This window comes from Pseudothauera hydrothermalis, assembly GCF_003345255.1.
Taxonomy (GTDB): domain Bacteria; phylum Pseudomonadota; class Gammaproteobacteria; order Burkholderiales; family Rhodocyclaceae; genus Pseudothauera; species Pseudothauera hydrothermalis.
Map to the genome: position 1 here is coordinate 1504777 of NZ_CP029331.1, position 22151 is coordinate 1526927.

Here is a 22151-nt window from a genome sequence, read left to right on the forward strand (position 1 = left end):
CGACCCCGTTCCCCGGCGGTGCCGAGGGCTTCAGAGGTCGACGACGTGCCTGAGCAGTCCGAACGACACGCGCCAGCCGGGCTCGTTCTCGCAGTCGACGCTGGCCGTCTTCTGATTGATGCGCACGATGGTGCCGATGCGCGTCTGCAGATGGCGATCCTCGAAGCTGACGCGATCGCCGACGCGGAAGTCCTCGCGGGTGGGACGTTGGGCGGGCTTGGCGGTTGGCACCTGAGGCGCGGCGCGGCTGTCGGCAGGGAGTTCGATCGCTGCATAGGGCAGCGTCCAGGTCGCACGGGTGGCGTCGTCCTGCACCGTGACTTGAGTGTCCTTCATCGCCACCACGGTGCCGCTTCGCAGTTGCAGTGCGGCACCCGGGGCTTTCCCGTCCACGAAACGCACCCGTTTCCCCAGGTTCAGATGCAGCCGGATCTGCACGATCCGCGACGGATCCGACATCAGACGCTCGATCACGCGCGACAGGTGGAACAGTTCGAGCGAGCTTGCGCGGTTGAGGGCTTCGAGGGTGGCGGGATCCATCAGGGCGCGGGCTTCCAGTTCATCGGCAGCAGTTCGTCGAGCCGGTCCATGCGGTGGCCGGGCAGGCGCGTGAGCACATCCTTCAGGTAGGCGTAGGGCTCAATGCCGTTCAACCGCGCCGTCTCGATCAGCGAGAGTGCCACGGCGGCGGCCCGTCCGCCACGTGGACTTCCGGCAAACAGCCAGTTCTTCCTCGAGATCGCCACCGGCCGCATCGCCCGCTCGGCGGTATTGTTGTCCGGCGCGAGCAGGCCACTGTCGGCAAACACGGTGAGCGCTGTCCAGTTCGACAGCGCGTAGGCAAACGCACGTCCCAGCGGCGAGCGCGGCAGCAGCGTCGGCTGGTGATGGGCGAGCCAACGGTGGAACGCGGTCAGCACCCGCCGGGTGCGCCCTTGGCGCACGCGCAGGCGTACGTCCGGGTCGGCCTCGGCCAGGCGACGCTCGATGCGGTAGATCAGCCCGATGAAGCGCAACGCGTTATCGGCCAGCCCGGGCGGCGCCCCCTTGGGGGCGGCCTTGATCACATCGAAGAACTTGCGCCGCACATGCGCCCAGCACGCCACATGGGTGACGCCCTCGCGGAAGCTGGCGTGGTAGCCGCTGTAGTCGTCGGCCTGCAGGTAGCCGCGCCACGCGCCCAGGATCCGGCGCGGATGCGTCCCGGATCGATCGGCCGTGAAGTCGTAGAGGGCGGCCGGAGCCACCTTGTGCCACTGACCCTCATCGTCCTTCTGTTGCCCGCCGGCCAGATAGACCCACATCCGGGCGGTGATCGTCTTGCCGGGGGCCTGAAGGGCCAGCGTGGTGTCGTCGGTGAAGATCACCGGGCTCGAGAGTACGTGGCGCTGCAGGGCCGGCATCAACACGGCGAGCAACTCGGTCGCATCGAGCACCCAGTCGCACAGCGTCTGACGTGACAGGGCAACGCCTTGGCGCGCAAAGATCCGCGACTGTCGCGCCAGCGGGCAGTGATCGAGGTATTTCGACACCATCACGTGGGCGAGCAGCCCGGCGCCGGCGTTGCTCCTGAGCAGCGGCGAGCCCTGGGCCGTAGCAGTGCGCACGGTACTGCGGCCGTCGGCGCTCTCGCAGCGGTACTTCAGGCGCACGTTCTGGATCACTTCGAGCCGGGCGGGGATGTACTCGAGCAACTCCGAGACCTCCTCGCCGATGCGCTCGAGCGAGGCGTAGCCGGCCTTCTCGGCATCGGAGAGGTCGTGCTCGACGCGCCGGCGCGGCAGATCCGGGCTGATCGCCGGCCGCCCGCCCTTGCGCCGGGTGTGAGCGCCGACCTCGCGCCGCTCCTCGGCCGGCACAGGGAACTGTACTGGGTCGGACCACAGTTCTGCCTGCCCGAGGTGGATCACCTCGCTGCGCGGCCCGAACAGGCGCCGCCGCAGCTCGACCAACTGGTGACGCAGGGTATCGAGCTGGGCGTCGAACTGCGCACGCATCGCCTGCATCTGCTGCCCCAGCTCGAGCACCAGATCCTGCAGCGGAGCAACCTCCGTGGGCAGGCTGGCGCGATCGATCGGGGCAGGCAGGTTCATGGGCCATGAGCATGCCAGCACCGGCACCTCGGGTGAATGCGGTGAATCACCGATTGCCCACGCGGCCGCGACTTACCCCACGACGCTGGCCGCCACCGGCGCCAGGCGGCGTGTCCGCGACAGATCGATACCATCGAGCCAGGCCAGCAACTCGCTCATCGCCAGGCCCTCAGCCGACAGCCGCGCGGGGTCGGTGAAACGCCCGCGCTCCAGGCGCTTGTACAGCACCCAGAACCCATGGCGGTCCCACACCAGCAGCTTGGCCTTGTCGCGGCGCCGACCGATGAACACGAACACCTGACCCGAGAGCGGGTTCATGCCCATGCAGCGCGACACGATCTGCGCGAGCCCATCGATCGACTTCCTCATGTCCACCGCTTCGCTATAGACGTGGGCGCGGATCGCCGAGGACAGGATCACGGCAGCCGCGCCAGCACGCGATCGAGCACCTGCCGCGCAGCCGCCCCGTGCAGGCGCAGCGTCATCGATTCGGGCAGCACGACTTCGATCTGCATCGCATCGACCTGCCCCGAGGAGGCTGGCTGCACGAGCGCGATGAACCGGCCGCCGGCTTCGCCCACTGCCGACCCTGCCTCGACAGCGGCCAGGCGGTTGATGCGGTGCCGGAACGTCGACAGCGCCAGGCCGGTGGCCTGGCAATACTGCGGAATGCTCAAGCCTTGCCGGCGCCGCTGCTGCTCATGCGAGCGCCAGAATGCATCGTCGCGATGCACGCGCCGCTGAACGCCCGCTTCGCCACGGTCCTGAGCCGGTGGTTCTTCCAGCGCCATCAGTCTGTCCTGCTCCATCATCGTCGCTCTCCTGAAGTGAATTCGGGAGCCGCAACGATCGGCGATTCAGCGCTGACCGGGAACTACGGGGTTGCTCGGACGGTTACTGTTCGAGCGCATCCAGCACGAAGTCTGTCCGCATTGAACGGCTCACCCGCCAGCCGACGATCCGGCGGGCAAAGACATCGATGACGAAAGCGACATAGACAAAGCCTGCCCAAGTGGAGACGTAGGTGAAGTCCGAAACCCAGAGCTGATTCGGCCGATCGGCCTTGAACTGGCGCTTGACTCGGTTCAGCGGACACGGCGCCGCGGTATCGCCGAAGGTCGTTCGCACGACCTTGACGCGTCTTGCGCCGCGCAGGCCAAGACGTCGCATCAACCGTTCAGCGATGCGGCGGGCAACCTCGATGCCTTCGCGCTGTAGTTGTCGCCAGACCTTGTCCGCGCCATACGCCTGAAAGGTGGCCTGCCAGGGGCGCTGGATATGGGGAATCAGACATTCATCACGCCGTGCCCGAGCACTGCGCAATGACCGATCGCGCTGTCGGGCAGCATGGCGCCAGTAGGCAGACGGGGCGACCTGCAACAATCTGCAGATTGGCTCGACCCCAAACCGCTCACGGTGCTGGTCGATGAAAGACCTCACTTCTTTTTGAGGCGGTCGAGCTCCGCCTGCGCGAAAACAAGCGCCAGCGCAGTTTCGATAAAAACGCGCTGGCCAGCCGCAAAATCTCGTTGGCCTGGCGCAATTCCTTCACTTCGCGCTCGAGCGCCTCGATGCGCTCGCGTTCGGCCGTCGTCATGTCGCCTCCTCAATTCCCGGGGCGATTCACATCGAGCGCTTCGACCCGAAGGCGGAGGGAGAGGGCTTCGTCCGTCGGCATGCGGCGAGTGCGCTCACCCTGCTCGGTAAAGACGAGTCCGAATCCCTCGGGGCGCGCTACGAGGAGATCGCCGAACGGCTCGGCCGCTTCGGCGTCGACGGCCGGGTACGGGCCGACCGCAGCAAGCTCTACGGCCGCATCGCCTTCAACATCCTCGTCTCCAACGACGACGACCACCTGCGCAACCACGCCTTCGTCTGGGACGATGTCGGCAAAGGCTGGCGACTCTCGCCGCTCTACGACGTGGTGCCGCGCCCCCAGGTGGCGGCGGAGCGGTATCTGCATCTCTCCGTCGGCCCCCGGGGACGGCTCGCGACCCTGGACAACCTGCTCGAGGCCCATGGCGCATTCGGCCTCCTGAAACGGGAGGCGGCGCGCATCATCGAGCGCGTCGCCTCGGTGGTGCGGGAATGGCGGGTGGTCTTCGAGGAACTCGGCGTGCCCGAAGAGCAGTGCGAGAAGGTGGCCTCGGCTTTCCGTAGGCCGAGCGATATCGGGTTGGAGGTCGTCGGGAAGGCCCGTTGAGGCGGGCGGCCAGTTCCGTGCCGCGCACCGTCCTGATCATGAAGTTCTCCCCGCGTCTCGATGATCCGGGGTTGTATCCGCTAATTGCGGTGCCGCCCCGCGCAGCCCAGCCGCTGAGCCTTGGACTACAATCGCGCACTTTGCCCATGCCCGGAACGTTATCGTGCGTCTGCTGCTTGCGCCCATGGAGGGTCTGCTTGATTTTCCCTTGCGGGACATTTTGACCCGCGTGGGCGGCTACGACCATGCGGTAACCGAATTTGCCCGTGTCTCGGGTACGGTCCTGCCCCGGCGGTATTTTCACCGCATCAGTCCGGAACTCGTCAGTGCCGGGCGGACCGCTGCCGGCACCCCGGTAAGGGTGCAGCTACTCGGTTCCGAGCCCGCGCGCATGGCCGACAGTGCTGCGGTGTTGGTTGCACTCGGCCCGGCGGGCGTCGACCTCAATTTCGGCTGTCCGGCGCCTACGGTCAATCGCCACCGCGGCGGCGCAGTGTTGCTCGATGAGCCGGAACTTCTCTACCGCATCGCTGCTGCGGTGCGTGCGGTGGTGCCGCGCGGCATGCCGTTTAGCGCCAAGATGCGTCTGGGTGTGCGCGATACTAGGCGTGCGCTCGAATGCGCCCAGGCCCTGGTCGAGGGTGGCGTGGATGAACTGGTGGTGCACGCCCGCACCAAGGCAGAGGGCTACCGGCCGCCCGCGCACTGGGAGTGGGTGGGGCGGATTGCCGACGTGGTGCCAGTGCCGGTGGCCGCTAACGGCGAAATCTGGTGCGAAGCCGATTGGCGGCGCTGTTGCGCGGTGAGCGGCACCGACGATGTGATGCTCGGCCGTGGCGCGGTGGCCGATCCTTTCCTGGCGCGGCGCATCCGTCAGGCAATCCCCGACGAGGTGGCAACCGATCCGACGTGGCGCGAACAAGAGTGGGACGAACTGCGGCCACTGCTGGCGCACTTCTGGCAACTGGTGCGTATGCGGGTCGCTGCCCGTCATGCCCCTGGCCGGCTCAAGCAGTGGTTGGGGCTGCTGCGGCGCAACTACCTGCCGGCTCAGCGCTTATTCGACGAAATCCGCCTGCTGCGTCTGCCGCAAGAGGTCGACTTGGTGCTTGTGCGTCACCGCATCTTTCCCACACCGAAAGCGCTGGCGGCCTGAATCGGTTGCCGTTGTCTGATCTATTCTCGATTATCCGCGACGCCTGACCCGTGAGCTACGCCAATTCCCGCATTCCCTCCAGCGCCCAGCAGGGCGTGCATGAAAAACTCGCCGAACGGGTAGCGCGCCATTTGCGCCAGCCCTTCCGCAAGCCCTTTGCCGACTACAACCGCGCTGCTTTGGCGCTCAGCCTGGAGGGTTGGGACGGCCATGCGCCGCTGATTCTGGATGCCGGCTGCGGTGTTGGTCACAGCACCATCCAGATCGCCCGCGCATACCCGGACCACTGGGTGATCGGCGTCGACCAGTCGGCCGACCGGCTCAACCGTCGCAAGCCTTATCCCGATGCGCTGCTGCCAACCAACCTGGTATTTGTGCGCGCGGATCTAGTCGATTATTGGCGCCTGCTGGCCGAACGGGGCTTGAAGTTGGCGCGGCATTACATTCTTTATCCCAATCCCTGGCCCAAAATCGGCCATTTGACACGGCGCTGGCATGCGCACCCGGTATTCCCGTGGATACCGAAACTGGGTGGGGTGCTCGAGTGCCGCAGCAATTGGCGGGTCTATATTGAAGAATTCGCCCTTGCGCTCGGCATGGCCTGTGGGCGGCAGATCGCCTGGGAACCGTTCCAGGCCGAGGTGCCGCTGACGCCTTTCGAGCGCAAGTACCGCGATTCGGGCCAAACCCTGTTCCGCCTGCGCTGCGACCTTGGCGGCGAGACAGGGCAGGGCGGCAATGGGCCCACCATGCAGACCACCACCGCCGGAGCGCAGCAATGAACCCAAACGAGATCGAAGCCCACATTCTTAGCGATGACGAATTCGAGGCGCTCGAAGCGCTGCTGGTCTCCGATGCGGTGCCGGAAGATTGTATGGACCTGGAGATGCTCGACGGTTTTCTTGCCGCGGTGATCGCCAGTCCTGAGCCGATTCCGCAGGAGGTTTGGCTGCCGGCGGTCTGGAGCGCCCATGCGGATGCGCTGTCTTTTGGTTCCGGCCGGCAGACGCAACAAGCCATCCGTTTGGTGCTGCGCTACCACAACGAACTGGTGGCCACGATCGGCCTTGACGACAGTTGGGAACCTTTCTGCTACGCGGCCAGCGAGGGCGACACACTGGCCATCGGCGAAGAGTGGATGGCCGGTTTGACCCAAGGCTTGGAACTGTGGCCGGAACAGTGGGAAACACGGGTGCCGGCGGACGATGCCACCGCGGTGCGTGAAGAAATCGCCCGGTTGGCCGCGACCTGGGGCAGCCCTGCGGCCGCAACCGCCGATGAGCAAACCCGTTTGCTGTGGCTGGAAGAGGCGGGGCAGGCGCTGGCGCGCATCCGCGCGCGCTGGCAGGCTGCGGGTTTGAGCGGACCGGCATTGCTGCAAATCGAGCAATCCACCGTCGTTGCTTCATCCGGCGTGGGACGCAATGAGCCTTGCCCATGCGGCAGCGGTAAAAAGTACAAAAAATGCTGCGGGCACGACAAGAATTGAGCGCGGCGGCAGGCAGCGACCCTTGCACCCGCTGCGGTGCGTGCTGTGCGGCTTTCCGGGTGGACTTTCATCCCGCTTGCCTGGCAAGCCAGAGTGCCGACGGCGTGCCCGATGCGCTCACCGTGCCGGTGGGCGCCCAACTGGTGCGCATGCGCGGCACCGACGATGCGCCGCCACGCTGCGTGGCCTTGAAAGGAGTAATCGGCGTGGCGGTCGAATGCAGCATTTACGACCGGCGCCCGCCGCCGTGCCGTGACTTTGCCCCGTATGCCCCGCTGGGCATCGGTGAAGCCGCGTGCGAGCGCGCACGGAGGCGGCATGGCTTGGCGCCGCTCTGAAAAGTTCCGCAATGGCTGTTTCAGGCAAATAAAATTTGCACAAAAGGTAAGTTAAAACAACGGCTTAGCCAGCCATTTGACGCTTGATTTCGGTTCCCGGATCGTTAGAATCCGCGCGCCGAGATCGAAAGGCCGCCGAAGAACTGCCATACCGCCCGAAAAGATGCGGAACGGATGTCCAGCAGGCGGTAAGCGCCGCCGATCCGGTGGGCGTGCCGCGGCACGCCCTTGCGCTTCTAAATGTGTGTTGGGCATGGACAGCTACAATCCCTGTATCGAGTGTGGCATCTGCTGCACGCATTTCCGTATTTCGTTCTATTGGGCCGAGGCCGACGATGCCCCCGGAGGGTTCGTACCGGCCGAAATGACCGAAAAGCTCACCCCGCATTTGCGCTGCATGAAAGGCAGTAACGACCTGCCGCGTCGTTGCATTGCGTTATCGGGCACGGTGGGCCAGTCGGTGCTGTGCACCATCTATGAAAACCGGCCCACACCCTGCCGTGAATTTCCGGTGTATTTCGATGACGGCACGCCCAATCCCAAGTGCGATGAGCTGCGGGCTGCCATCGGCCTGCCGCCGCTACCCCACATGCCGATGCCGCAAGCGGCCTGATCAGGCCGCTTCGCCCACGGCAGCCAACAAGGCCAGCGGGCCCACGGCGCGAATCTGCTCGATCTGTGTCGGACGGCGCACGAACAGCGAACCGGCAAAGCCCAGCGCGTTGACCGAGATGTCCTGCCAGTGCTCATGGCGCCGGGGGACCACCATCAGCCAATCGCGATCGAGCAGCAGGTTGTAGGGCGGCATTGGATTGGCGTCCGGCGGCAGCTCCAGCGCTGCGCACGCGGCTGCAAAAAGCTGCTGCAGGTGCGCGCCGGCCGCGTCCGGAAGCGTCCAGTCGACCGTGGCCAGCGAGACGAAGGCGTGGCGAAAGGGTAGTTCCCTCAGTGCGCGCGCACCGCTTTGTTGCGCCTGGAGTCTGAGCCGGTCGGCATAGGCGCGCAATGAGGTCTCGCCCGCCACGGTGGGAATCCACTGCAGGTGTTTGTGATGCTGGCTCGCGCCTGCGGTCGTGCCGCCGTTGTAAAAACCCAGCCCTCCCAGCGGGCCGATCACGCGCGCCAGGGCGGCAAAGTCCGCCTGGGTGAGTGGGGCGGTTTGCGCCTGGTAGGAGCGGGTGATCACCAGCAGGTGGCGGTCGATGACCGGAAATTTGTTCAGCACGGCCAGATGCGTCTGGCCAAGCGGGCCCACGGTGAGGGCGGGTTCGGGCGGCAGAAAGGGGTTTACGCGGCTATCGCGCTGCCCCGCGGCCTTCTCGCGCGCCGCGTGCTTGCGTTCGATGCTGGAAATCCAGCGCACCGTAAAGGGAAGAATTTCGCCGCCGAGCAGGGTTCGTTCGGTGTGAATCGGTTGTAGAACGTCTTGCGCAAGTGCGCTGGCGCGGGTGCGGTCGATGTCGGCCAGCAGGCCGGATGAAGGAGAGGTTGGATCGGCTGCGGAGGCGGCAGAATTGGGCATGGCGGCGGACGGGGTTCTGGGCGACAATCCGGGTTGGCTTTCATTCGCGCTGCCATAAGGCAGCGCCGGAGCACGGCATGACACGGCAGTTTGCCATACGGGGCGATTACATTCAGCTCGACCAATTGCTCAAGACCTTGGGGCTGACCGATTCGGGCGGCGCGGCCCATGCTGCGGTCCAAGCCGGTCAGGTCTGGGTGGATGGCCAAGTGGAGCGCCGCAAACGCGCCAAGCTGCGCCCCGGTCAGCAAATAAGGTTTGCCGGCGAGACCGTGGTGCTGGTGGCTGAAGGCAAGGGCTGAACACCCGCCGCTACACGGCGCGGGCGTTCAGCCGGGCAGGTGCCGCTGGATGCGCGCCTTGCGCCGACCGGCCAGCTTTTCCCAAATCCATCCGCCCGGCAGGTCCTCGCCGGTGAGCACATAGGTGAGCGCATGTTCGTTGGCCAGGCAAAGCGCCAGGTCACCGCGCGCGCGCGGGCGGCCGACCAGCAGCAATTCGTCTCCGGGACGCACTATGGTGTCGCCGCGCGGCATGACTAGATGGTCATCGTCGTCGCGCTGCATATACACCACTTCGCAGGCGATGTATTCGTTGCGGTTGTGCGGGGCACGCAGCAGGGCGTCCAGGCTGATGTCCTCGCCGGCCATCAGCCGACGATGCAGTGCGGGCGCACGTGACAGGTTGAGGCGCTCGCTCCAAACGGTGGGTACGTCCCAGCCGAAGCGGCCGGTCAGGCGCTTGAGCAGCCAGTCGCACCATTGCTCGTCGCGCTGCTTCATCTCCTCCAGGAAAGGCACCAGCAGCGGGGTGGTGAGGATGGCCAGACACTCATGGGCGATGATCTCGCTCGGCACCAAGTTGAAGTCGGCATCGAAAGCGTCGAACAGCGCGTGATTGCTGTAGTGGTTCTGCCGCAGCACGATGAAGAGCCCGCGGTTCAGTTCGCGCGCGGTCACCGCAATGGAAAGGTTATCCACATCCGAGCGGGTACCGGCGACGATGCCGACCGCGTCCTTTATTCCGGCGGCTTCGAGCGCCTGCGTGCCGGTGCCGTCGCCCTGTACCCAGCGGTGGTCAATGTCTTCTGGTGGGTGACGGTCGATGATGGTCAGCGGCACCCCCTTGCGATCGAGCGCTTGCACCACGATCCGGCCAAAACGGCCGTGACCGCACAATATCCACTTGCCGCGCGGCGGCTCGCGGTGGTGTGCCACCGTGGTACCGGGCAAGCCGGTAAGCCAAATGAGCAACTGCCAGGCAGCGGGCGATTGCAGCGCCAGTCCAAGATAATCGCCGAATTTTACGAACGGGTTGATGATATGGCGGGTGCCGAATGAGGCCATGTTGGCCGCGGTTTCGGCCGATTCTGCGCGACACAGAGCCGGCAGACGGGGGGCCAGCAGGCGGGCGGCGATAGCGATGGCCAGATTGGCGCTGTCGTCGTTGGTCAGTGCAATCACACCGGCGCAATATGGGTGGGTCAGACCGGCCAGGCGCAGCGTTTCGGGGTTGGCGGCATTGGCGGCCAGTGCCGGCACATCGGCGGTGTAGCCGTGCAAATCGACTTCACCGATTTTGTCCTCATCGAGTTCCAGCACCACCGCGCGATGCCCCAGGCGGTCGAGCGCGCTGCAGATCAACCGCCCGGTCTCGCCATAGCCGCAAACCAGGTAGAAGGGCTCGCGCAGCCGCCGCACAGCGCGCATGAAGCGCTGGGTCTGTACCGCTTGGCGCAGGCTGCGATCGGCGAGCAACGAAAAAACCGTGCCCACGGTGTAGGCCCAACCGACCACCGACAAATAGATACAAAGCGTGACCCACAGTCGTTGCTGGTCGGAAAATTGATACGGAATTTCGCCGAAACCAATGGTGGTGGCGGTGTAGCTGATGAAATAAAAGGCGTGAAAAAAACTCAGATAATGCACCCGGCCTTCGGCATCTACGCCCGGCGACAGCGTCAGCCCAAGCACCGAGAAGGCGATGATCGAGATCAGCAGAATCAGCGGCGCGCGCAGCCGCCGCATGATGAGGAAAAAAATGCTTTGATGTCGAGGTGTGGGCGTCATGGCCGGCCCGCCAGCCCTCAACGTCGCTGCATGATGGTCTCGGCGATCAGAATGATGACCGAGATAAAGTTGGCCAGCAGCGCACCACCGGATAGTGAGACGATTTTTGCCGTCATCTCCGGCGTCAACCCGCTTGCCGAAATGTGCGCCGCATAGCCCCACACCAGGGCCGCGGCAATCAGTTGCAGGTCCGCCACCAGGCTGGTGGATAAATGCACCGCGCCGATCTGTGTGCGGTCGCCCAGCTTGAGCACGGTGGCGATCAGGCTGACCACGATGGCGGCAAACAACTCGTAGATGTCGTGATGGGCGGGGTTGTCGATGTCGCCGATGAAAAAGCCGAAATTGAGCGTGGCGGCGAGCACGATGAAGAAGCCGAAGATGACTTTTTCCAGGTTCACGTTGGCGTCCGAATCGCTGGTTTTGCGGCCATTATAGGGATTTGCTTGGCGCTTTGTGACCGTTGCCGGGCTCTTGGGGGCTGCATTCGGAGCCGGCAATGCGCGCATCTTAGCGCCCGTGGAGCTTGTTACACTTGGCTGCGTCGCCAATGCCGATTACGGAACCCTGACACGATGACTGCCAAATCGCATGAACGCTTCAAGCACACCCGCCGCTACTTGATCGTCGGCGTGCTCACTGCAGCGCCCTTGTGGGTGACTTGGCTGGTGTTCGATTTTCTGTTTTCGCAGTTGTCCAAAATGGGCATACCTTGGGTGGTGGCGCTGGCGCGCGCACTACGCGGGCCGGCGCCGGGCGTGGCCGATGTGTTGCTGCAGCCGTTGTTTCAATCCTTTCTCGGCGTGGTGTTTACCGTGCTGGTGTTTTATCTGTTGGGTTGGTTGGCCACGCAGGTGATCGGTCAGCGCATCATCGACTGGATGGAGCGGCTGGTGCAAAGTATTCCACTAGTGGCCGCCATTTACGGCGGAACCAAACGCTTTCTGGCCGCGGTCAAGGAAAAACCCGCCGGCGTACAACGGGTGGTGTTGATCAATTTCCCGTCCGAACAGATGAAGGCGGTGGGGTTCGTCACCCGAGTCATCCGCGATGAGGCCACCGGCGAAGAGTTGGCCGCGGTATATGTGCCCACATCGCCCAACCCGACCTCGGGTTACATCGAAATCGTGCCTATTTCCCAGGTGGTATCCACCGACTGGACCATGGATGAGGCCATGAGCTTCGTGATGACCGGCGGCGCCACCTCGCCCGAACAGATCCGTTTCAGAAATCCACCTGCTGCGGACCTTGCCGCCCTGCGGCCGCAACCGCCTGCCGCAGGGAGATCGCCGGATTGATTGGCTAGTGGCCGAGGCGCAGGGCTTCAGGCCAGGATTTCGCGCAACACGTAAGGCAGAATGCCGCCGTGGCGGTAGTAGTCCACCTCGATCGGGGTGTCGATGCGACAAAGCACCGGCACCTCACGCCGGCTGCCGTCGGTACCATGAATCACCAAAACGAGGTCCTGCTGTGGTCGCAAATCGGCCGCAATGCCAAGGATGTCAAAGCGCTCCTCGCCGGTAAGCCCCAGCTTTTGCCAACTGTCGTCATGTTTGAACTGCAGGGGCAGCACACCCATGCCGACCAGGTTGGAGCGGTGGATACGCTCAAAGCTTTTGGCCACCACCGCTTTGATGCCGAGCAGCGCGGTACCTTTGGCGGCCCAGTCGCGGCTGGAGCCGGTACCGTATTCTTCACCGGCAAAGACAATGGTGGGCACGCCGCGCTGCTGCCAGGCGCAGGCCGCTTCGAACACCGTGGTCTGCTTGCCATCGAGCAAGGTGTAACCGCCCTCGACCCGCGAGCCGTCGGCACGCGGCGGAATCATCAGGTTTTTGATCCGCACGTTGGCAAACGTGCCGCGCACCATCACCTCGTGATGACCGCGCCGCGAGCCGTAAGAGTTGAAATCCTTGCGCGCTACGCCCTGTGACTTCAGCCATTGGCCGGCAGGTGTGTTTTCCCCGAAAGCGCCAGCAGGCGAAATATGGTCGGTGGTCACCGAATCGCCCAGCAGCAACAAGGCGCGCGCGCCGGTAATGTCGCCAATGTGGCCCGGCTTCATACCGAAGCGGTCAAAAAAAGGCGGGCGGGCGATGTAGGTGGAGGCCGGCCAGTCATAGACTTGGCCGCCCGGCGCCGGAATTGCGTTCCATAAATCATGGTCGCGGGTGAAATCGGCATACAGGCGGCGATACGTGGCCGCATCCATCGCGTAGGGCATGACTGCATCGATCTCTTCCGAGCTGGGCCAAATGTCGCGCAGATACACCGGCCGCCCATCGACGCCGGTACCCAGCGGGTCGTTTTCGAGGTCGACGTTCACGCGCCCGGCAATGGCAAACGCGACGACCAGCGGCGGTGAGGCAAGGAAATTGGCGCGGATGTTGGGGTGGATGCGCGCTTCGAAGTTGCGGTTGCCAGACAGCACGGCGGCGGCAACCACCTTGTGGTCATTGATCGCTTCGTTGAGCGCCGGCGCCAGATCGCCGGCATTGCCGATACAGGTTGTGCAACCATAACCGGCGAGCGCAAAACCCAACTGGGCCAGCGGTTCGAGCAGGCCGGCCTTGTCCAGATATTCGGTAACCACGCGCGAACCGGGTGCAAGCGAGGTCTTGATGTGCGGCGCAACCCGCAATCCTTTTGCCACCGCCTTTTTGGCCAGCAGCCCGGCAGCGATCAGCACCGCCGGATTGCTGGTGTTGGTGCAAGAGGTGATCGCTGCGATCAGCACATCGCCGTGCCCCAGGGTGACACCCGGCAGGCCGGTGGGAAAGCGTGTGCCGAGCGACGCTTCGGACTGACCAAAGCCACCGTCCACCTCGGGGGCGACCAGCAAGCTGTTGAAGGTGGCGGCCATGTCGGCGAGCGCAATGCGGTCCTGCGGGCGCTTCGGCCCGGCCAGCGAAGGCACGATGTCGGCCAAATCCAGGGTCAGCACACGGGTATAGTCCAGCTCGCCGGCGCGCGGTATGCCGAACATGCCTTGGGCGCGGAACCAGGCTTCGAACAGCTCGCATTCTTCCTCACTGCGCCCGGTGCCGCGCATATACGCCACGGTTTTGTCATCGACCGGGAAAAAGCCCATGGTCGCGCCGTATTCGGGCGCCATGTTGGCAAGGGTGGCGCGGTCGGTCACCGACAGGCTGGCGGTGCCTTCGCCAAAGAACTCCACGAACTTGCCCACCACTTTTTCGCGCCGCAGCATCTCGGTGACGGTCAGCACCAGATCGGTGGCAGTCACCCCTTCACGCAAGCGGCCCTTGAGTTCCACGCCGATCACATCGGGGGTCAGAAAATACACCGGTTGGCCAAGCATGGCTGCTTCGGCTTCGATGCCGCCCACGCCCCAGCCCACCACGCCGACGCCGTTGATCATGGTGGTGTGCGAATCGGTGCCGACCAGGGTATCGGGAAAATACAGTGTGCCTTGGGGGGTATCGGTGCTGCGCACGCCGCGGAACAGGTATTCCAGATTGACCTGATGCACGATACCGATGCCCGGCGGCACCACCTTGAAGGTATTGAACGCCTGCATACCCCATTTCATGAACTGGTAGCGTTCCCGGTTGCGCTTGAACTCCAGCTCCATGTTCTGGCGCAGCGCTTGCGGTGTGCCGTAGTGGTCCACTTGCACCGAGTGGTCCACTACCAGATCCACCGGCACCAGCGGCTCGATTTTCTTCGGGTCTTGGCCCATGTCCGCGGCCACGTTGCGCATGGCGGCCAGATCGGCAAGCAGCGGCACGCCGGTGAAGTCTTGTAGCACCACGCGGGCGACGACGAACGGAATCTCCTCGCTGCGCGGCGCATCCGGCTGCCAACCGGCCAGTTGGCGCACATGCTCCGCCGTGACCTTACGGCCATCGCAGTGGCGCAATACCGCTTCGAGCACAATGCGGATGGATACCGGCAGGCGCGAAATCCGCCCCAGGCCGGCGCGTTCCAACGCAGCGAGATCATGTAGCAGACCGCTGCGCCCCGACGGGGTGAAGAAGGTCCTGAGCGTATCGAAGGTTGTGATTGACATGGCGTGCTCCCTGACGACGAGGTAGATGGGATGGCTGCGGTGAAACCCTGGCGTTCGGACCGTGGCGGCGCGTGGTGCGTTCCCGATGGCAGCGGTTTGCAGCCGTTACCGGTAGCATAGTTCATCGCCTGGGGGAGAGGATTTTGGCCTTGCGCCTTGCTCGGTGTCTGTAAAGATCTGGCGCGCGGCGCTGATGCATGCTGAGACCTGGGCGGGTAAAATCCGCCACGCCATCGTGTTGAATGTTGCATTGCACTGCAAGTCTTATAAAAGACATATAATCTCGAAGCGTGTCCGGGCAAGCCCGGATCGTCCCGTTACCTGTCACGAACAAGGAAGGAAGTCGCCGTGCTTGAAGCCTACCGTGCCCATGTCGCCGAGCGTGCCGCCCTCGGCATCCCCCCTCTGCCGCTGAACAAACAGCAGACCACCGAACTGGTGGCGCTACTGAAAAACCCGCCCGCAGGCGAAGAAGCCTTCCTGGTCGAGCTGCTTACTTACCGTGTGCCCGCGGGCGTGGATGACGCCGCCAAGGTCAAGGCCGAATTCCTGGCCCGTGTCGCCAAGGGAGAGGAAAGCTGTGCGTTGGTCTCCCGCGCCAAGGCCACCGAGCTTTTGGGCACCATGCTGGGCGGTTTCAACATCAAGCCGCTGATCGAACTGCTGGCCGATGCCGAAGTCGGCACGGTGGCCGCCGAGGGTTTGAAAAAAACCTTGCTGATGTTCGACTACTTCCACGATGTCAAGGAACTGGCCGAAAAAGGCAATGCCAACGCCCGTGCGGTGATGCAGTCCTGGGCCGACGCCGAATGGTTCACCAGCCGCCCGGAAGTGCCGGCTTCGCAAAAGATCACGGTGTTCAAGGTATCGGGCGAAACCAATACCGATGACCTGTCTCCGGCGCCGGACGCCTGGTCGCGTCCCGATATTCCGCTCCATGCCCTGGCCATGCTCAAGAACCCGCGTCCGGGCATTACCCCGGAAGAGCCGGGGGTGCGCGGACCAGTGAAATTTCTGGCCGAATTGCGCGCCCGCGGCAACGTGGTGGCCTATGTCGGTGACGTGGTCGGCACCGGTTCTTCGCGCAAATCCGCCACCAACTCGGTGCTGTGGTTTACCGGCGAAGACATCCCCTATGTGCCCAACAAGCGCTTTGGCGGCGTGTGCCTGGGCTCCAAGATCGCGCCGATCTTCTTCAACACCATGGAAGACGCCGGTGCCCTGCCGATCGAGATCGATGTCGGCCAGATGGAAATGGGCGACGAGATCGAACTCAAAGTGGATCATGCCACTGGTAAGGTGACTGCGCTCAAAAACGGTGCGGTGATCGCCGAATCGCAGCTCAAGACCCTGGTGCTGCTCGACGAGGTGCGCGCCGGCGGCCGCATTCCGCTGATCATCGGTCGCGGGCTGACCGCCAAGGCGCGCGAGGCGCTCGGCTTGCCTCCTTCCACCTTGTTCCGTCTGCCCCAGGCCCCGGCCGACACCGGCAAGGGTTACACGCTGGCGCAAAAAATGGTCGGCCGCGCCTGCGGTCTGCCGGAAGGCAAGGGCATCCGTCCGGGCACCTACTGCGAACCCAAGATGACCACCGTGGGCTCCCAGGACACCACCGGCCCGATGACCCGCGACGAACTGAAGGACTTGGCCTGCTTGGGCTTTTCTGCCGATCTGGTGATGCAGTCCTTCTGCCACACCGCCGCCTATCCCAAGCTCGTGGACGTCAAGATGCATCGCGAGCTGCCGTCTTTCATCAGCACCCGCGGCGGCGTCTCTCTGCGTCCGGGCGATGGCGTGATCCACTCCTGGCTCAACCGCCTGCTGCTGCCCGATACCGTCGGCACCGGCGGCGACAGCCACACCCGTTTCCCGATCGGCATTTCCTTCCCGGCCGGTTCCGGCCTGGTGGCCTTTGCCGCCGCCACCGGGGTGATGCCGCTGGACATGCCGGAATCCGTGCTGGTGCGCTTCAAGGGCGAGATGCAGCCGGGCATCACCCTGCGTGACCTAGTCAACGCCATTCCCTACTACGCGATCAAACAGGGGCTGCTGACCGTCGAGAAGAAGGGCAAGAAAAACATCTTCTCCGGCCGCATCCTGGAAATCGAAGGGCTGCCCGATCTCAAGGTCGAACAGGCTTTCGAGCTGACCGACGCCTCGGCCGAGCGCTCGGCCGCCGCCTGCACGGTCCACCTCAACAAGGCGCCGATCGTCGAGTACATGAACTCGAACATCACCCTGATGAAGTGGATGATCGCCAACGGCTACGAGGATGCCCGCACCCTGAAGCGCCGGATCAAGGCCATGGAAGACTGGATCGCTCATGGCGAACTGCTCAAGGCCGACGCCGATGCCGAATACGCCGCGGTGATCGAGATCGACCTGGCCGAGATCAAGGAACCCATCGTCGCCTGCCCGAACGACCCGGACGACGTGAAGCTGCTCTCGGAAGTTGCCGGCGACAAGATCGACGAAGTGTTCATCGGCTCGTGCATGACCAACATCGGTCACTTCCGTGCCGCCGGCAAGGTGCTCGATGGCAAGACCGACATCCCGACCCGTCTGTGGATCGCCCCGCCGACCAAGATGGACGCCATGATCCTCAATGAGGAAGGCTATTACGGCATTCTCGGTCGGGCTGGCGCGCGCATGGAAATGCCCGGCTGCTCGCTGTGCATGGGCAACCAAGCGCAGATTCGCCGCGGCAGCACCGCGATGTCGACCTCGACCCGCAACTTCCCGAACCGTCTGGGCATCGACACCCGTGTCTATCTGGGTTCGGCCGAGCTGGCCGCGGTGTGCGCGCTACTGGGCAAGATTCCCACGGTGGCCGAGTACATGGAGCAGGTCGAAATCGTCAATAAGAAGGCGGGCGATATCTACCGCTATATGAACTTCGACCAAATCGACGAGTTCGTTGAAATGGCGGAGAAAGTCGAAGTCTGACGTTTGTTTCGTCCGCACGACTCGCGAAAGCCCCATCGTAAGCGGTGGGGCTTTTTGTTTACAGTGCGCGCCGGCCGTCGCCGCGGCGTGCGGGTGGGCTGCCTGGCTTCAGGCCCTGAGCGTGGCCGGACGCCAAGACTGGATGATCGGCAGTAGCTGCGCAAAGATCTTCGGAGCGCCCGCCACCACATTACCGGTGGTCAGGTAGTCCGCTTCGCCGGCCAGATCGGACACCAGTCCGCCGGCCTCTTGCACCATCAGCACCCCAGCGGCCATATCCCAGGGTGACAGGCCCAATTCCCAGAATCCGTCGATGCGCCCGCAGGCCACCCACGCCAAATCCAGCGCGGCCGAGCCGGGGCGGCGAATACCGGCGGTCTTTTGGGTGAGTTCCTTGAACATGGCCAGATAGGCGTCCACATGATCGAACTGGCGAAAGGGAAACCCGGTGCCGATCAACGCTTCGTTGAGGCGAACCCGTTTGGAGACACGGATGCGACGGTCGTTCAGATAAGCGCCGCGCCCCTTGGACGCGGTAAAGAGCTCGTTGCGGTTGGGATCGAAGATCACCGCGTGTTCCAGCACCCCGTTTCTGGTCTGCGCAATGGAAATGGCGTACTGCGGAAAGCCATGAATGAAATTGGTGGTGCCGTCCAACGGATCGATGATCCATTGATACTCGGCATTGGCCATATCGCCGGCCTCACCGGACTCCTCTGCTAGAATCGCATGGTTCGGATAGGCTTCGCGCAACACATCGATGATGGCCGCTTCCGCGGCACGATCCACCTCGGTGACGAAATCATTGGGTGATTTGGACTGTATCTTGAGCAAGTCCAGGTCATTGGAAGCGCGGTTGATGATGCTGGCAGCCTTGCGGGCAGCCTTGACGGCAATGTTCAGAGTCGGGTGCATGCGCGTTATCTCGCGTAGGGGACGCCTCGTGAGAGAGGCTTTCAGCGAAAATGAAAACTAAAAAGCGAGAAATTCTAATATGAACAGCGCCCTTGCGCTCGACCGAATCCGCATCGTACTCTCCCGCACCTCTCACCCCGGCAACATCGGCGCTGCCGCGCGTGCCATGAAAACCATGGGTTTATCGCAGCTGTGGCTGGTGGCCCCGCAGGCGCACCCCAGCCGCGAAGCGTGGGCGCGCGCCTCCGGCGCCACCGATGTGCTCGACGCAGCGCGTGTAGTGTCCACCTTGCAGGAGGCGCTGGCCGGCACCGTACTGTCTGCGGCACTCACCGCGCGTCGGCGCGAATTGTCGTTGCCGCGCATGCATGCCCGCGAGGCGGCAGCCGAACTGTTGCGGCATACCGCTGCCGGCGAGGTGGCGCTGGTGTTCGGTAACGAAACCAACGGACTGACCAACGATGAAGTCGCTTTGTGCGGCATGCCGGTGAGCATTCCAGCCAACCCCGAGTATTCGTCGCTCAATCTGGGCGCGGCCGTACAAGTGCTGTGTTACGAACTGCGCATCGCCGCCCTGACTCCGCAACCGCCTGCGGACCCGCTACCGCAGCTTGCAACCCACGATGAAGTCGAGGGTTTTTTCGCGCATCTGACCCGTGTCAGTACGCAAAGCGGTTTTCATGACCCGGCCAATCCTAAGCGCCTGCTGCCTCGACTGCGGCGCCTCTTTGGCCGCATCCGCTTGGAGCGCGAGGAGGTGAGCATTCTGCGCGGGTTGCTGACTAGCTTCGAACGCAAAGTCGAGTAAAATAGTCGGAAATTTCAAATTGACCATAGCAAGAGGCATCCCGGATGTTCGAGCACCTGCGTGAAGACCTGGCCAGCGTTCGCGAGCGCGATCCCGCCGCCCGTTCCACGTGGGAAGTGTTGACCTGTTATCCGGGCATCCATGCGCTAATGCTGCACCGTCTTGCACATGCCGCATGGCGACGCGGATTTCACTGGCTCGGCCGCTTCATCAGTCATATCGGCCGTTTTCTGACCGGCATCGAAATTCACCCCGGTGCACGCATCGGCCGGCGGGTGTTCATCGACCATGGCATGGGCGTGGTGATCGGCGAGACCGCCGAGATCGGCGACGATTGCACCATTTATCAAGGGGTCACGCTCGGTGGCACGTCGCTGTACCGCGGCGAGAAACGCCACCCGACGCTGGGCAAAGGTGTCGTCGTGGGAGCCGGCGCCAAGGTGCTTGGCGGGTTTACGGTAGGCGATGGCGCCAAGATCGGCTCCAACGCGGTCGTGGTCAAGCCGGTCCCAGCCGGTGCCACCGCCGTGGGCAATCCAGCGCGCATCCTCGATCCGGCGCGCGACAGCGCACGAGAGCAAAAAGCCGAACAAATGGGGTTTTCAGCCTACGGGGTGACCCGCGACATGGATGATCCGCTGTCCAAAGCCTTGCATGGCTTACTGGATCATGCGGTGGAAACCGATCGCCGCTTCGAGGCGCTGCTCAAGCGCTTGGAGGCGGCCGGTTTCAAGCTCGACGAAACGGTCGGTGCCAGCGACGATTTCGACCCGACCCGGCTGTCCAAATTGGTCGATTAGTTGACTGTTTTTGTCGGGATAGGTATAGTTGAGCGAAACGTTCGGGTATTTGCCATGACTGGAACTGCCCAACGTCTCCCGCTCATACCTGCGAGGACACACCATGAGACTGACCACCAAGGGACGCTTTGCGGTAACAGCAATGATCGATCTGGCCTCGCGGCAGGCCGACGGACCGGTGACCCTGGCGGGCATCGCCGAACGCCAGAGCATATCTTTGTCGTATCTCGAACAACTATTCGGCAAGCTACGCCGTTACAAGCTGGTCAATAGCGTGCGCGGACCGGGCGGCGGCTACCGCTTGGCGCGGGACATGAAAGACATCACCGTGGCCGATATCATCGTTGCGGTCGATGAGCCGCTGGACGCCACGCAGTGCGGCGGCAAGCAAAACTGTCATGACGAGCATGTCTGTCTGACGCATGACCTGTGGACCAATCTCAATAAACGGATGTACGAATATCTGGCCTCGGTCACGCTGGCTGCGCTGGTCAATCGCGAGATCAAAGCCGAGCCGGATGTAAGTGTGATTGTCGATGTGCGCCGCCGTGCCATGAGTTCGCTGCGCGAGGCAGTGTCGGCCTGACTGAGTGTGTTGCCATGTTCGCGCCCGTCTATCTCGACTGGAATGCCACCACGCCACTGGACCCGGTGGTGCGTGAGGCGATGTTGCCTTGGCTGGGGAGGCGTTTTGGAAACGCCTCCAGCCGGCACGAGTACGGTCGTCAGGCACGGGCGGCGATCGATGAAGCCCGCGCCCGCGTGGCTGCAGCGGTCGGCGCCCATCCGACCGAAGTGGTGTTGACCGGCGGCGGCTCCGAGGCGAACAACCTTTTCATCAAAGGCGCTGCCGCGCGGATGCGGCCCGGCGTGATCGCGCTCAGTGCCATCGAGCATCCCTGTGTGCGAGAGCCTGCTCAGCAATTGCGCCGCCAAGGGTGGGCCCTGCGTGAGATCGCGGTTGACGGGCAAGGGCGTATCGACGAGGCGGACTGGCAGGCCGCCTTGGCCACCCGTCCGGCGTTGGTATCGGTGATGCTGGCCAACAACGAAACCGGCGTGGTGCAGGACATCGCCACGTTGGGCGCGCAGGCGCGCAGCGCGGGCGCCTGGATGCACACCGATGCCGTGCAGGCGCTGGGCAAGATTGCGGTGGATTTTCGCGCGCTGGGTGTACATGCGCTCACGCTCTCGGCCCACAAAATCGGCGGCCCGATCGGCGCTGGTGCGTTGGTGCTGGACAAACGGGTGGAACTTGCACCGCTGATCGCCGGCGGCGGGCAGGAGCGCGGTCTGCGTTCGGGCACCGAAAACGTGGCGGCCATCGTCGGTTTTGGCGTGGCCTGCGAGCTTGCTATCGCCCGTCGGGCCGAGGAAGCGGTCCGGCTCGCGGCACTGCGCGATGAACTCGAAGCCGCGTTAAGCGCAATTGGCGGCGTCACCGTTTTTTCCGCGGCCGTGGAGCGACTGCCGAATACGGTGTTTTTTGCGGTCGATGGTATCGATGGCGAGACGCTGGTGGCCAAGCTCGACCGTGCAGGCTTTGCCTGCGCCAGCGGTTCGGCCTGCTCCAGTGCCAACCCCGACCCCTCACATACGCTACTGGCGATGGGCGTGCCGGCCGCCATGGCGCGCGGCGCAGTGCGGGTGAGCCTGGGGCGGGACACCACTGCCGAAGACCTGCTGCGATTCCGCCAATGCTTGGCCGGAACGCTGGCGCAATTGAAGAACCTGACCGCGATGGCGGTCTCGACGACCTAACGAATCGCGTACGGAGAG

The 22151-nt window shown here is 63.9% G+C and carries 22 protein-coding genes, 1 pseudogene and 1 other annotated feature; of the genes and pseudogenes, 13 read left to right on the forward strand and 10 right to left on the reverse strand.

Translation table 11 applies throughout. The features are described 5' to 3' along the window. Positions 1–30: 30 nt before the first annotated feature. The 5 genes and pseudogenes from DIE29_RS07275 to DIE29_RS07295 all read right to left on the reverse strand — a co-directional run. Complete coding sequence (locus DIE29_RS07275) at positions 31–540, reverse strand: hypothetical protein (protein WP_043743033.1); 510 nt, start codon at positions 538–540, stop codon at positions 31–33. Continuing rightward, on the reverse strand, positions 540–2093 hold the full coding sequence (gene tnpC, locus DIE29_RS07280; RefSeq protein ID WP_114649574.1) for an IS66 family transposase: 1554 nt from the start codon (positions 2091–2093) through the stop codon (positions 540–542). Before tnpC ends, DIE29_RS07275 begins: the two co-directional genes overlap by 1 nt. A 72-nt stretch (positions 2094–2165) precedes the next feature. Next, positions 2166–2513 carry an IS66 family insertion sequence element accessory protein TnpB gene (gene tnpB / locus DIE29_RS07285; RefSeq protein WP_043743036.1) on the reverse strand — a complete coding sequence of 116 codons (348 nt, stop codon included), beginning with the start codon at positions 2511–2513 and terminating at the stop codon, positions 2166–2168. After that, complete coding sequence (tnpA, locus tag DIE29_RS07290; protein WP_043743039.1) at positions 2510–2905, reverse strand: IS66 family insertion sequence element accessory protein TnpA; 396 nt, start codon at positions 2903–2905, stop codon at positions 2510–2512. The genes tnpB and tnpA overlap by 4 nt, the downstream gene beginning before the upstream one ends. 85 nt (positions 2906–2990) lie before the next feature. Beyond that, a pseudogene (locus tag DIE29_RS07295) lies at positions 2991–3690 on the reverse strand (IS3 family transposase); the annotation flags it as partial. Beyond that, positions 3459–3576: a sequence feature (AL1L pseudoknot), on the reverse strand. It overlaps the preceding pseudogene by 118 nt. Positions 3691–3720: 30 nt before the next feature. On the opposite strand from DIE29_RS07295, the gene DIE29_RS07300 reads away from it, so the two are divergent. From DIE29_RS07300 to DIE29_RS07325, 6 genes are all read left to right on the forward strand, one after another. Then, positions 3721–4296, forward strand: a complete 576-nt coding sequence (locus DIE29_RS07300) for a type II toxin-antitoxin system HipA family toxin (RefSeq protein ID WP_237269550.1) — start codon at positions 3721–3723, stop codon at positions 4294–4296. 163 nt (positions 4297–4459) lie between these two features. Beyond that, a complete protein-coding gene (locus DIE29_RS07305; protein ID WP_205409798.1) occupies positions 4460–5452 on the forward strand; it encodes a tRNA dihydrouridine synthase in 993 nt (330 codons plus the stop codon). A 50-nt stretch (positions 5453–5502) separates the two neighbouring features. Then, positions 5503–6234, forward strand: coding sequence for a tRNA (guanine(46)-N(7))-methyltransferase TrmB (gene trmB / locus DIE29_RS07310; RefSeq protein ID WP_114649576.1), 732 nt, complete (start codon positions 5503–5505; stop codon positions 6232–6234). After that, on the forward strand, positions 6231–6941 hold the full coding sequence (locus DIE29_RS07315) for a UPF0149 family protein (RefSeq protein ID WP_102041698.1): 711 nt from the start codon (positions 6231–6233) through the stop codon (positions 6939–6941). Before trmB ends, DIE29_RS07315 begins: the two co-directional genes overlap by 4 nt. A gap of 59 nt (positions 6942–7000) precedes the next feature. After that, entirely contained in the window at positions 7001–7279 is a 279-nt protein-coding gene (locus tag DIE29_RS07320) for a YkgJ family cysteine cluster protein (RefSeq protein ID WP_237269536.1), read from the forward strand. Positions 7280–7532: 253 nt separating this feature from the next. Further along, complete coding sequence (locus DIE29_RS07325; RefSeq protein ID WP_102041700.1) at positions 7533–7892, forward strand: YkgJ family cysteine cluster protein; 360 nt, start codon at positions 7533–7535, stop codon at positions 7890–7892. Here DIE29_RS07325 and DIE29_RS07330 read toward each other — a convergent pair whose 3' ends face one another. Then, a complete protein-coding gene (locus tag DIE29_RS07330) occupies positions 7893–8801 on the reverse strand; it encodes an ATP adenylyltransferase family protein (protein WP_102041701.1) in 909 nt (302 codons plus the stop codon). 77 nt (positions 8802–8878) lie between these two features. Between DIE29_RS07330 and DIE29_RS07335 the strand changes: the two genes are divergently transcribed. Continuing rightward, the gene (locus DIE29_RS07335) at positions 8879–9103 is read left to right on the forward strand and encodes an RNA-binding S4 domain-containing protein (RefSeq protein ID WP_102041702.1); all 225 of its coding nucleotides are present in this window, start codon (positions 8879–8881) and stop codon (positions 9101–9103) included. 27 nt (positions 9104–9130) lie between these two features. Here DIE29_RS07335 and DIE29_RS07340 read toward each other — a convergent pair whose 3' ends face one another. Together DIE29_RS07340 and DIE29_RS07345 are read right to left on the reverse strand one after the other, a co-directional pair. Then, a complete protein-coding gene (locus DIE29_RS07340; RefSeq protein WP_114649577.1) occupies positions 9131–10870 on the reverse strand; it encodes an NAD-binding protein in 1740 nt (579 codons plus the stop codon). A gap of 17 nt (positions 10871–10887) precedes the next feature. Continuing rightward, positions 10888–11271 carry a DUF6394 family protein gene (locus DIE29_RS07345; RefSeq protein ID WP_102041704.1) on the reverse strand — a complete coding sequence of 128 codons (384 nt, stop codon included), beginning with the start codon at positions 11269–11271 and terminating at the stop codon, positions 10888–10890. A gap of 174 nt (positions 11272–11445) precedes the next feature. Here DIE29_RS07345 and DIE29_RS07350 point away from each other — a divergent pair, with 174 nt between their 5' ends. Then, positions 11446–12168, forward strand: coding sequence for a DUF502 domain-containing protein (locus tag DIE29_RS07350; RefSeq protein ID WP_108080096.1), 723 nt, complete (start codon positions 11446–11448; stop codon positions 12166–12168). Positions 12169–12194: 26 nt separating this feature from the next. Here DIE29_RS07350 and acnA read toward each other — a convergent pair whose 3' ends face one another. Continuing rightward, positions 12195–14903, reverse strand: coding sequence for an aconitate hydratase AcnA (gene acnA / locus DIE29_RS07355; protein WP_114649578.1), 2709 nt, complete (start codon positions 14901–14903; stop codon positions 12195–12197). A gap of 348 nt (positions 14904–15251) precedes the next feature. On the opposite strand from acnA, the gene DIE29_RS07360 reads away from it, so the two are divergent. Then, complete coding sequence (locus DIE29_RS07360) at positions 15252–17849, forward strand: bifunctional aconitate hydratase 2/2-methylisocitrate dehydratase (protein ID WP_102041707.1); 2598 nt, start codon at positions 15252–15254, stop codon at positions 17847–17849. A gap of 108 nt (positions 17850–17957) precedes the next feature. On the opposite strand, the gene DIE29_RS07365 is transcribed toward DIE29_RS07360, so the two are convergent. Continuing rightward, a complete protein-coding gene (locus DIE29_RS07365; RefSeq protein WP_102041708.1) occupies positions 17958–18764 on the reverse strand; it encodes an inositol monophosphatase family protein in 807 nt (268 codons plus the stop codon). A 79-nt stretch (positions 18765–18843) separates the two neighbouring features. Here DIE29_RS07365 and DIE29_RS07370 point away from each other — a divergent pair, with 79 nt between their 5' ends. The 4 genes from DIE29_RS07370 to DIE29_RS07385 all read left to right on the forward strand — a co-directional run bounded on the left by DIE29_RS07370 (position 18844) and on the right by DIE29_RS07385 (position 22133). Further along, complete coding sequence (locus DIE29_RS07370) at positions 18844–19572, forward strand: RNA methyltransferase (protein WP_102041709.1); 729 nt, start codon at positions 18844–18846, stop codon at positions 19570–19572. Between the two features lie 44 nt (positions 19573–19616). Continuing rightward, positions 19617–20372, forward strand: a complete 756-nt coding sequence (gene cysE / locus DIE29_RS07375; protein ID WP_102041710.1) for a serine O-acetyltransferase — start codon at positions 19617–19619, stop codon at positions 20370–20372. 103 nt (positions 20373–20475) lie between these two features. After that, the gene (gene iscR / locus DIE29_RS07380) at positions 20476–20958 is read left to right on the forward strand and encodes a Fe-S cluster assembly transcriptional regulator IscR (RefSeq protein WP_102041711.1); all 483 of its coding nucleotides are present in this window, start codon (positions 20476–20478) and stop codon (positions 20956–20958) included. A gap of 14 nt (positions 20959–20972) precedes the next feature. Further along, positions 20973–22133, forward strand: a complete 1161-nt coding sequence (locus DIE29_RS07385) for a cysteine desulfurase family protein (RefSeq protein ID WP_114649579.1) — start codon at positions 20973–20975, stop codon at positions 22131–22133. The last annotated feature ends 18 nt before the right edge of the window (positions 22134–22151 follow it).

Bases quoted from the DNA above. Each gene is read 5' to 3' on its own strand.
- tnpA (WP_043743039.1), bottom strand. From the start codon at position 2,905: ATGATGGAGCAGGACAGACTGATGGCGCTGGAAGAACCACCGGCTCAG.
- DIE29_RS07275 (WP_043743033.1), bottom strand. From the start codon at position 540: ATGGATCCCGCCACCCTCGAAGCCCTCAACCGCGCAAGCTCGCTCGAA.
- iscR (WP_102041711.1), top strand. From the start codon at position 20,476: ATGAGACTGACCACCAAGGGACGCTTTGCGGTAACAGCAATGATCGAT.
- cysE (WP_102041710.1), top strand. From the start codon at position 19,617: ATGTTCGAGCACCTGCGTGAAGACCTGGCCAGCGTTCGCGAGCGCGAT.
- tnpC (WP_114649574.1), bottom strand. From the start codon at position 2,093: ATGAACCTGCCTGCCCCGATCGATCGCGCCAGCCTGCCCACGGAGGTT.
- DIE29_RS07385 (WP_114649579.1), top strand. From the start codon at position 20,973: ATGTTCGCGCCCGTCTATCTCGACTGGAATGCCACCACGCCACTGGAC.
- DIE29_RS07330 (WP_102041701.1), bottom strand. From the start codon at position 8,801: ATGCCCAATTCTGCCGCCTCCGCAGCCGATCCAACCTCTCCTTCATCC.
- DIE29_RS07350 (WP_108080096.1), top strand. From the start codon at position 11,446: ATGACTGCCAAATCGCATGAACGCTTCAAGCACACCCGCCGCTACTTG.
- DIE29_RS07370 (WP_102041709.1), top strand. From the start codon at position 18,844: ATGAACAGCGCCCTTGCGCTCGACCGAATCCGCATCGTACTCTCCCGC.
- acnA (WP_114649578.1), bottom strand. From the start codon at position 14,903: ATGTCAATCACAACCTTCGATACGCTCAGGACCTTCTTCACCCCGTCG.
- DIE29_RS07335 (WP_102041702.1), top strand. From the start codon at position 8,879: ATGACACGGCAGTTTGCCATACGGGGCGATTACATTCAGCTCGACCAA.
- DIE29_RS07340 (WP_114649577.1), bottom strand. From the start codon at position 10,870: ATGACGCCCACACCTCGACATCAAAGCATTTTTTTCCTCATCATGCGG.
- DIE29_RS07365 (WP_102041708.1), bottom strand. From the start codon at position 18,764: ATGCACCCGACTCTGAACATTGCCGTCAAGGCTGCCCGCAAGGCTGCC.
- DIE29_RS07315 (WP_102041698.1), top strand. From the start codon at position 6,231: ATGAACCCAAACGAGATCGAAGCCCACATTCTTAGCGATGACGAATTC.
- DIE29_RS07325 (WP_102041700.1), top strand. From the start codon at position 7,533: ATGGACAGCTACAATCCCTGTATCGAGTGTGGCATCTGCTGCACGCAT.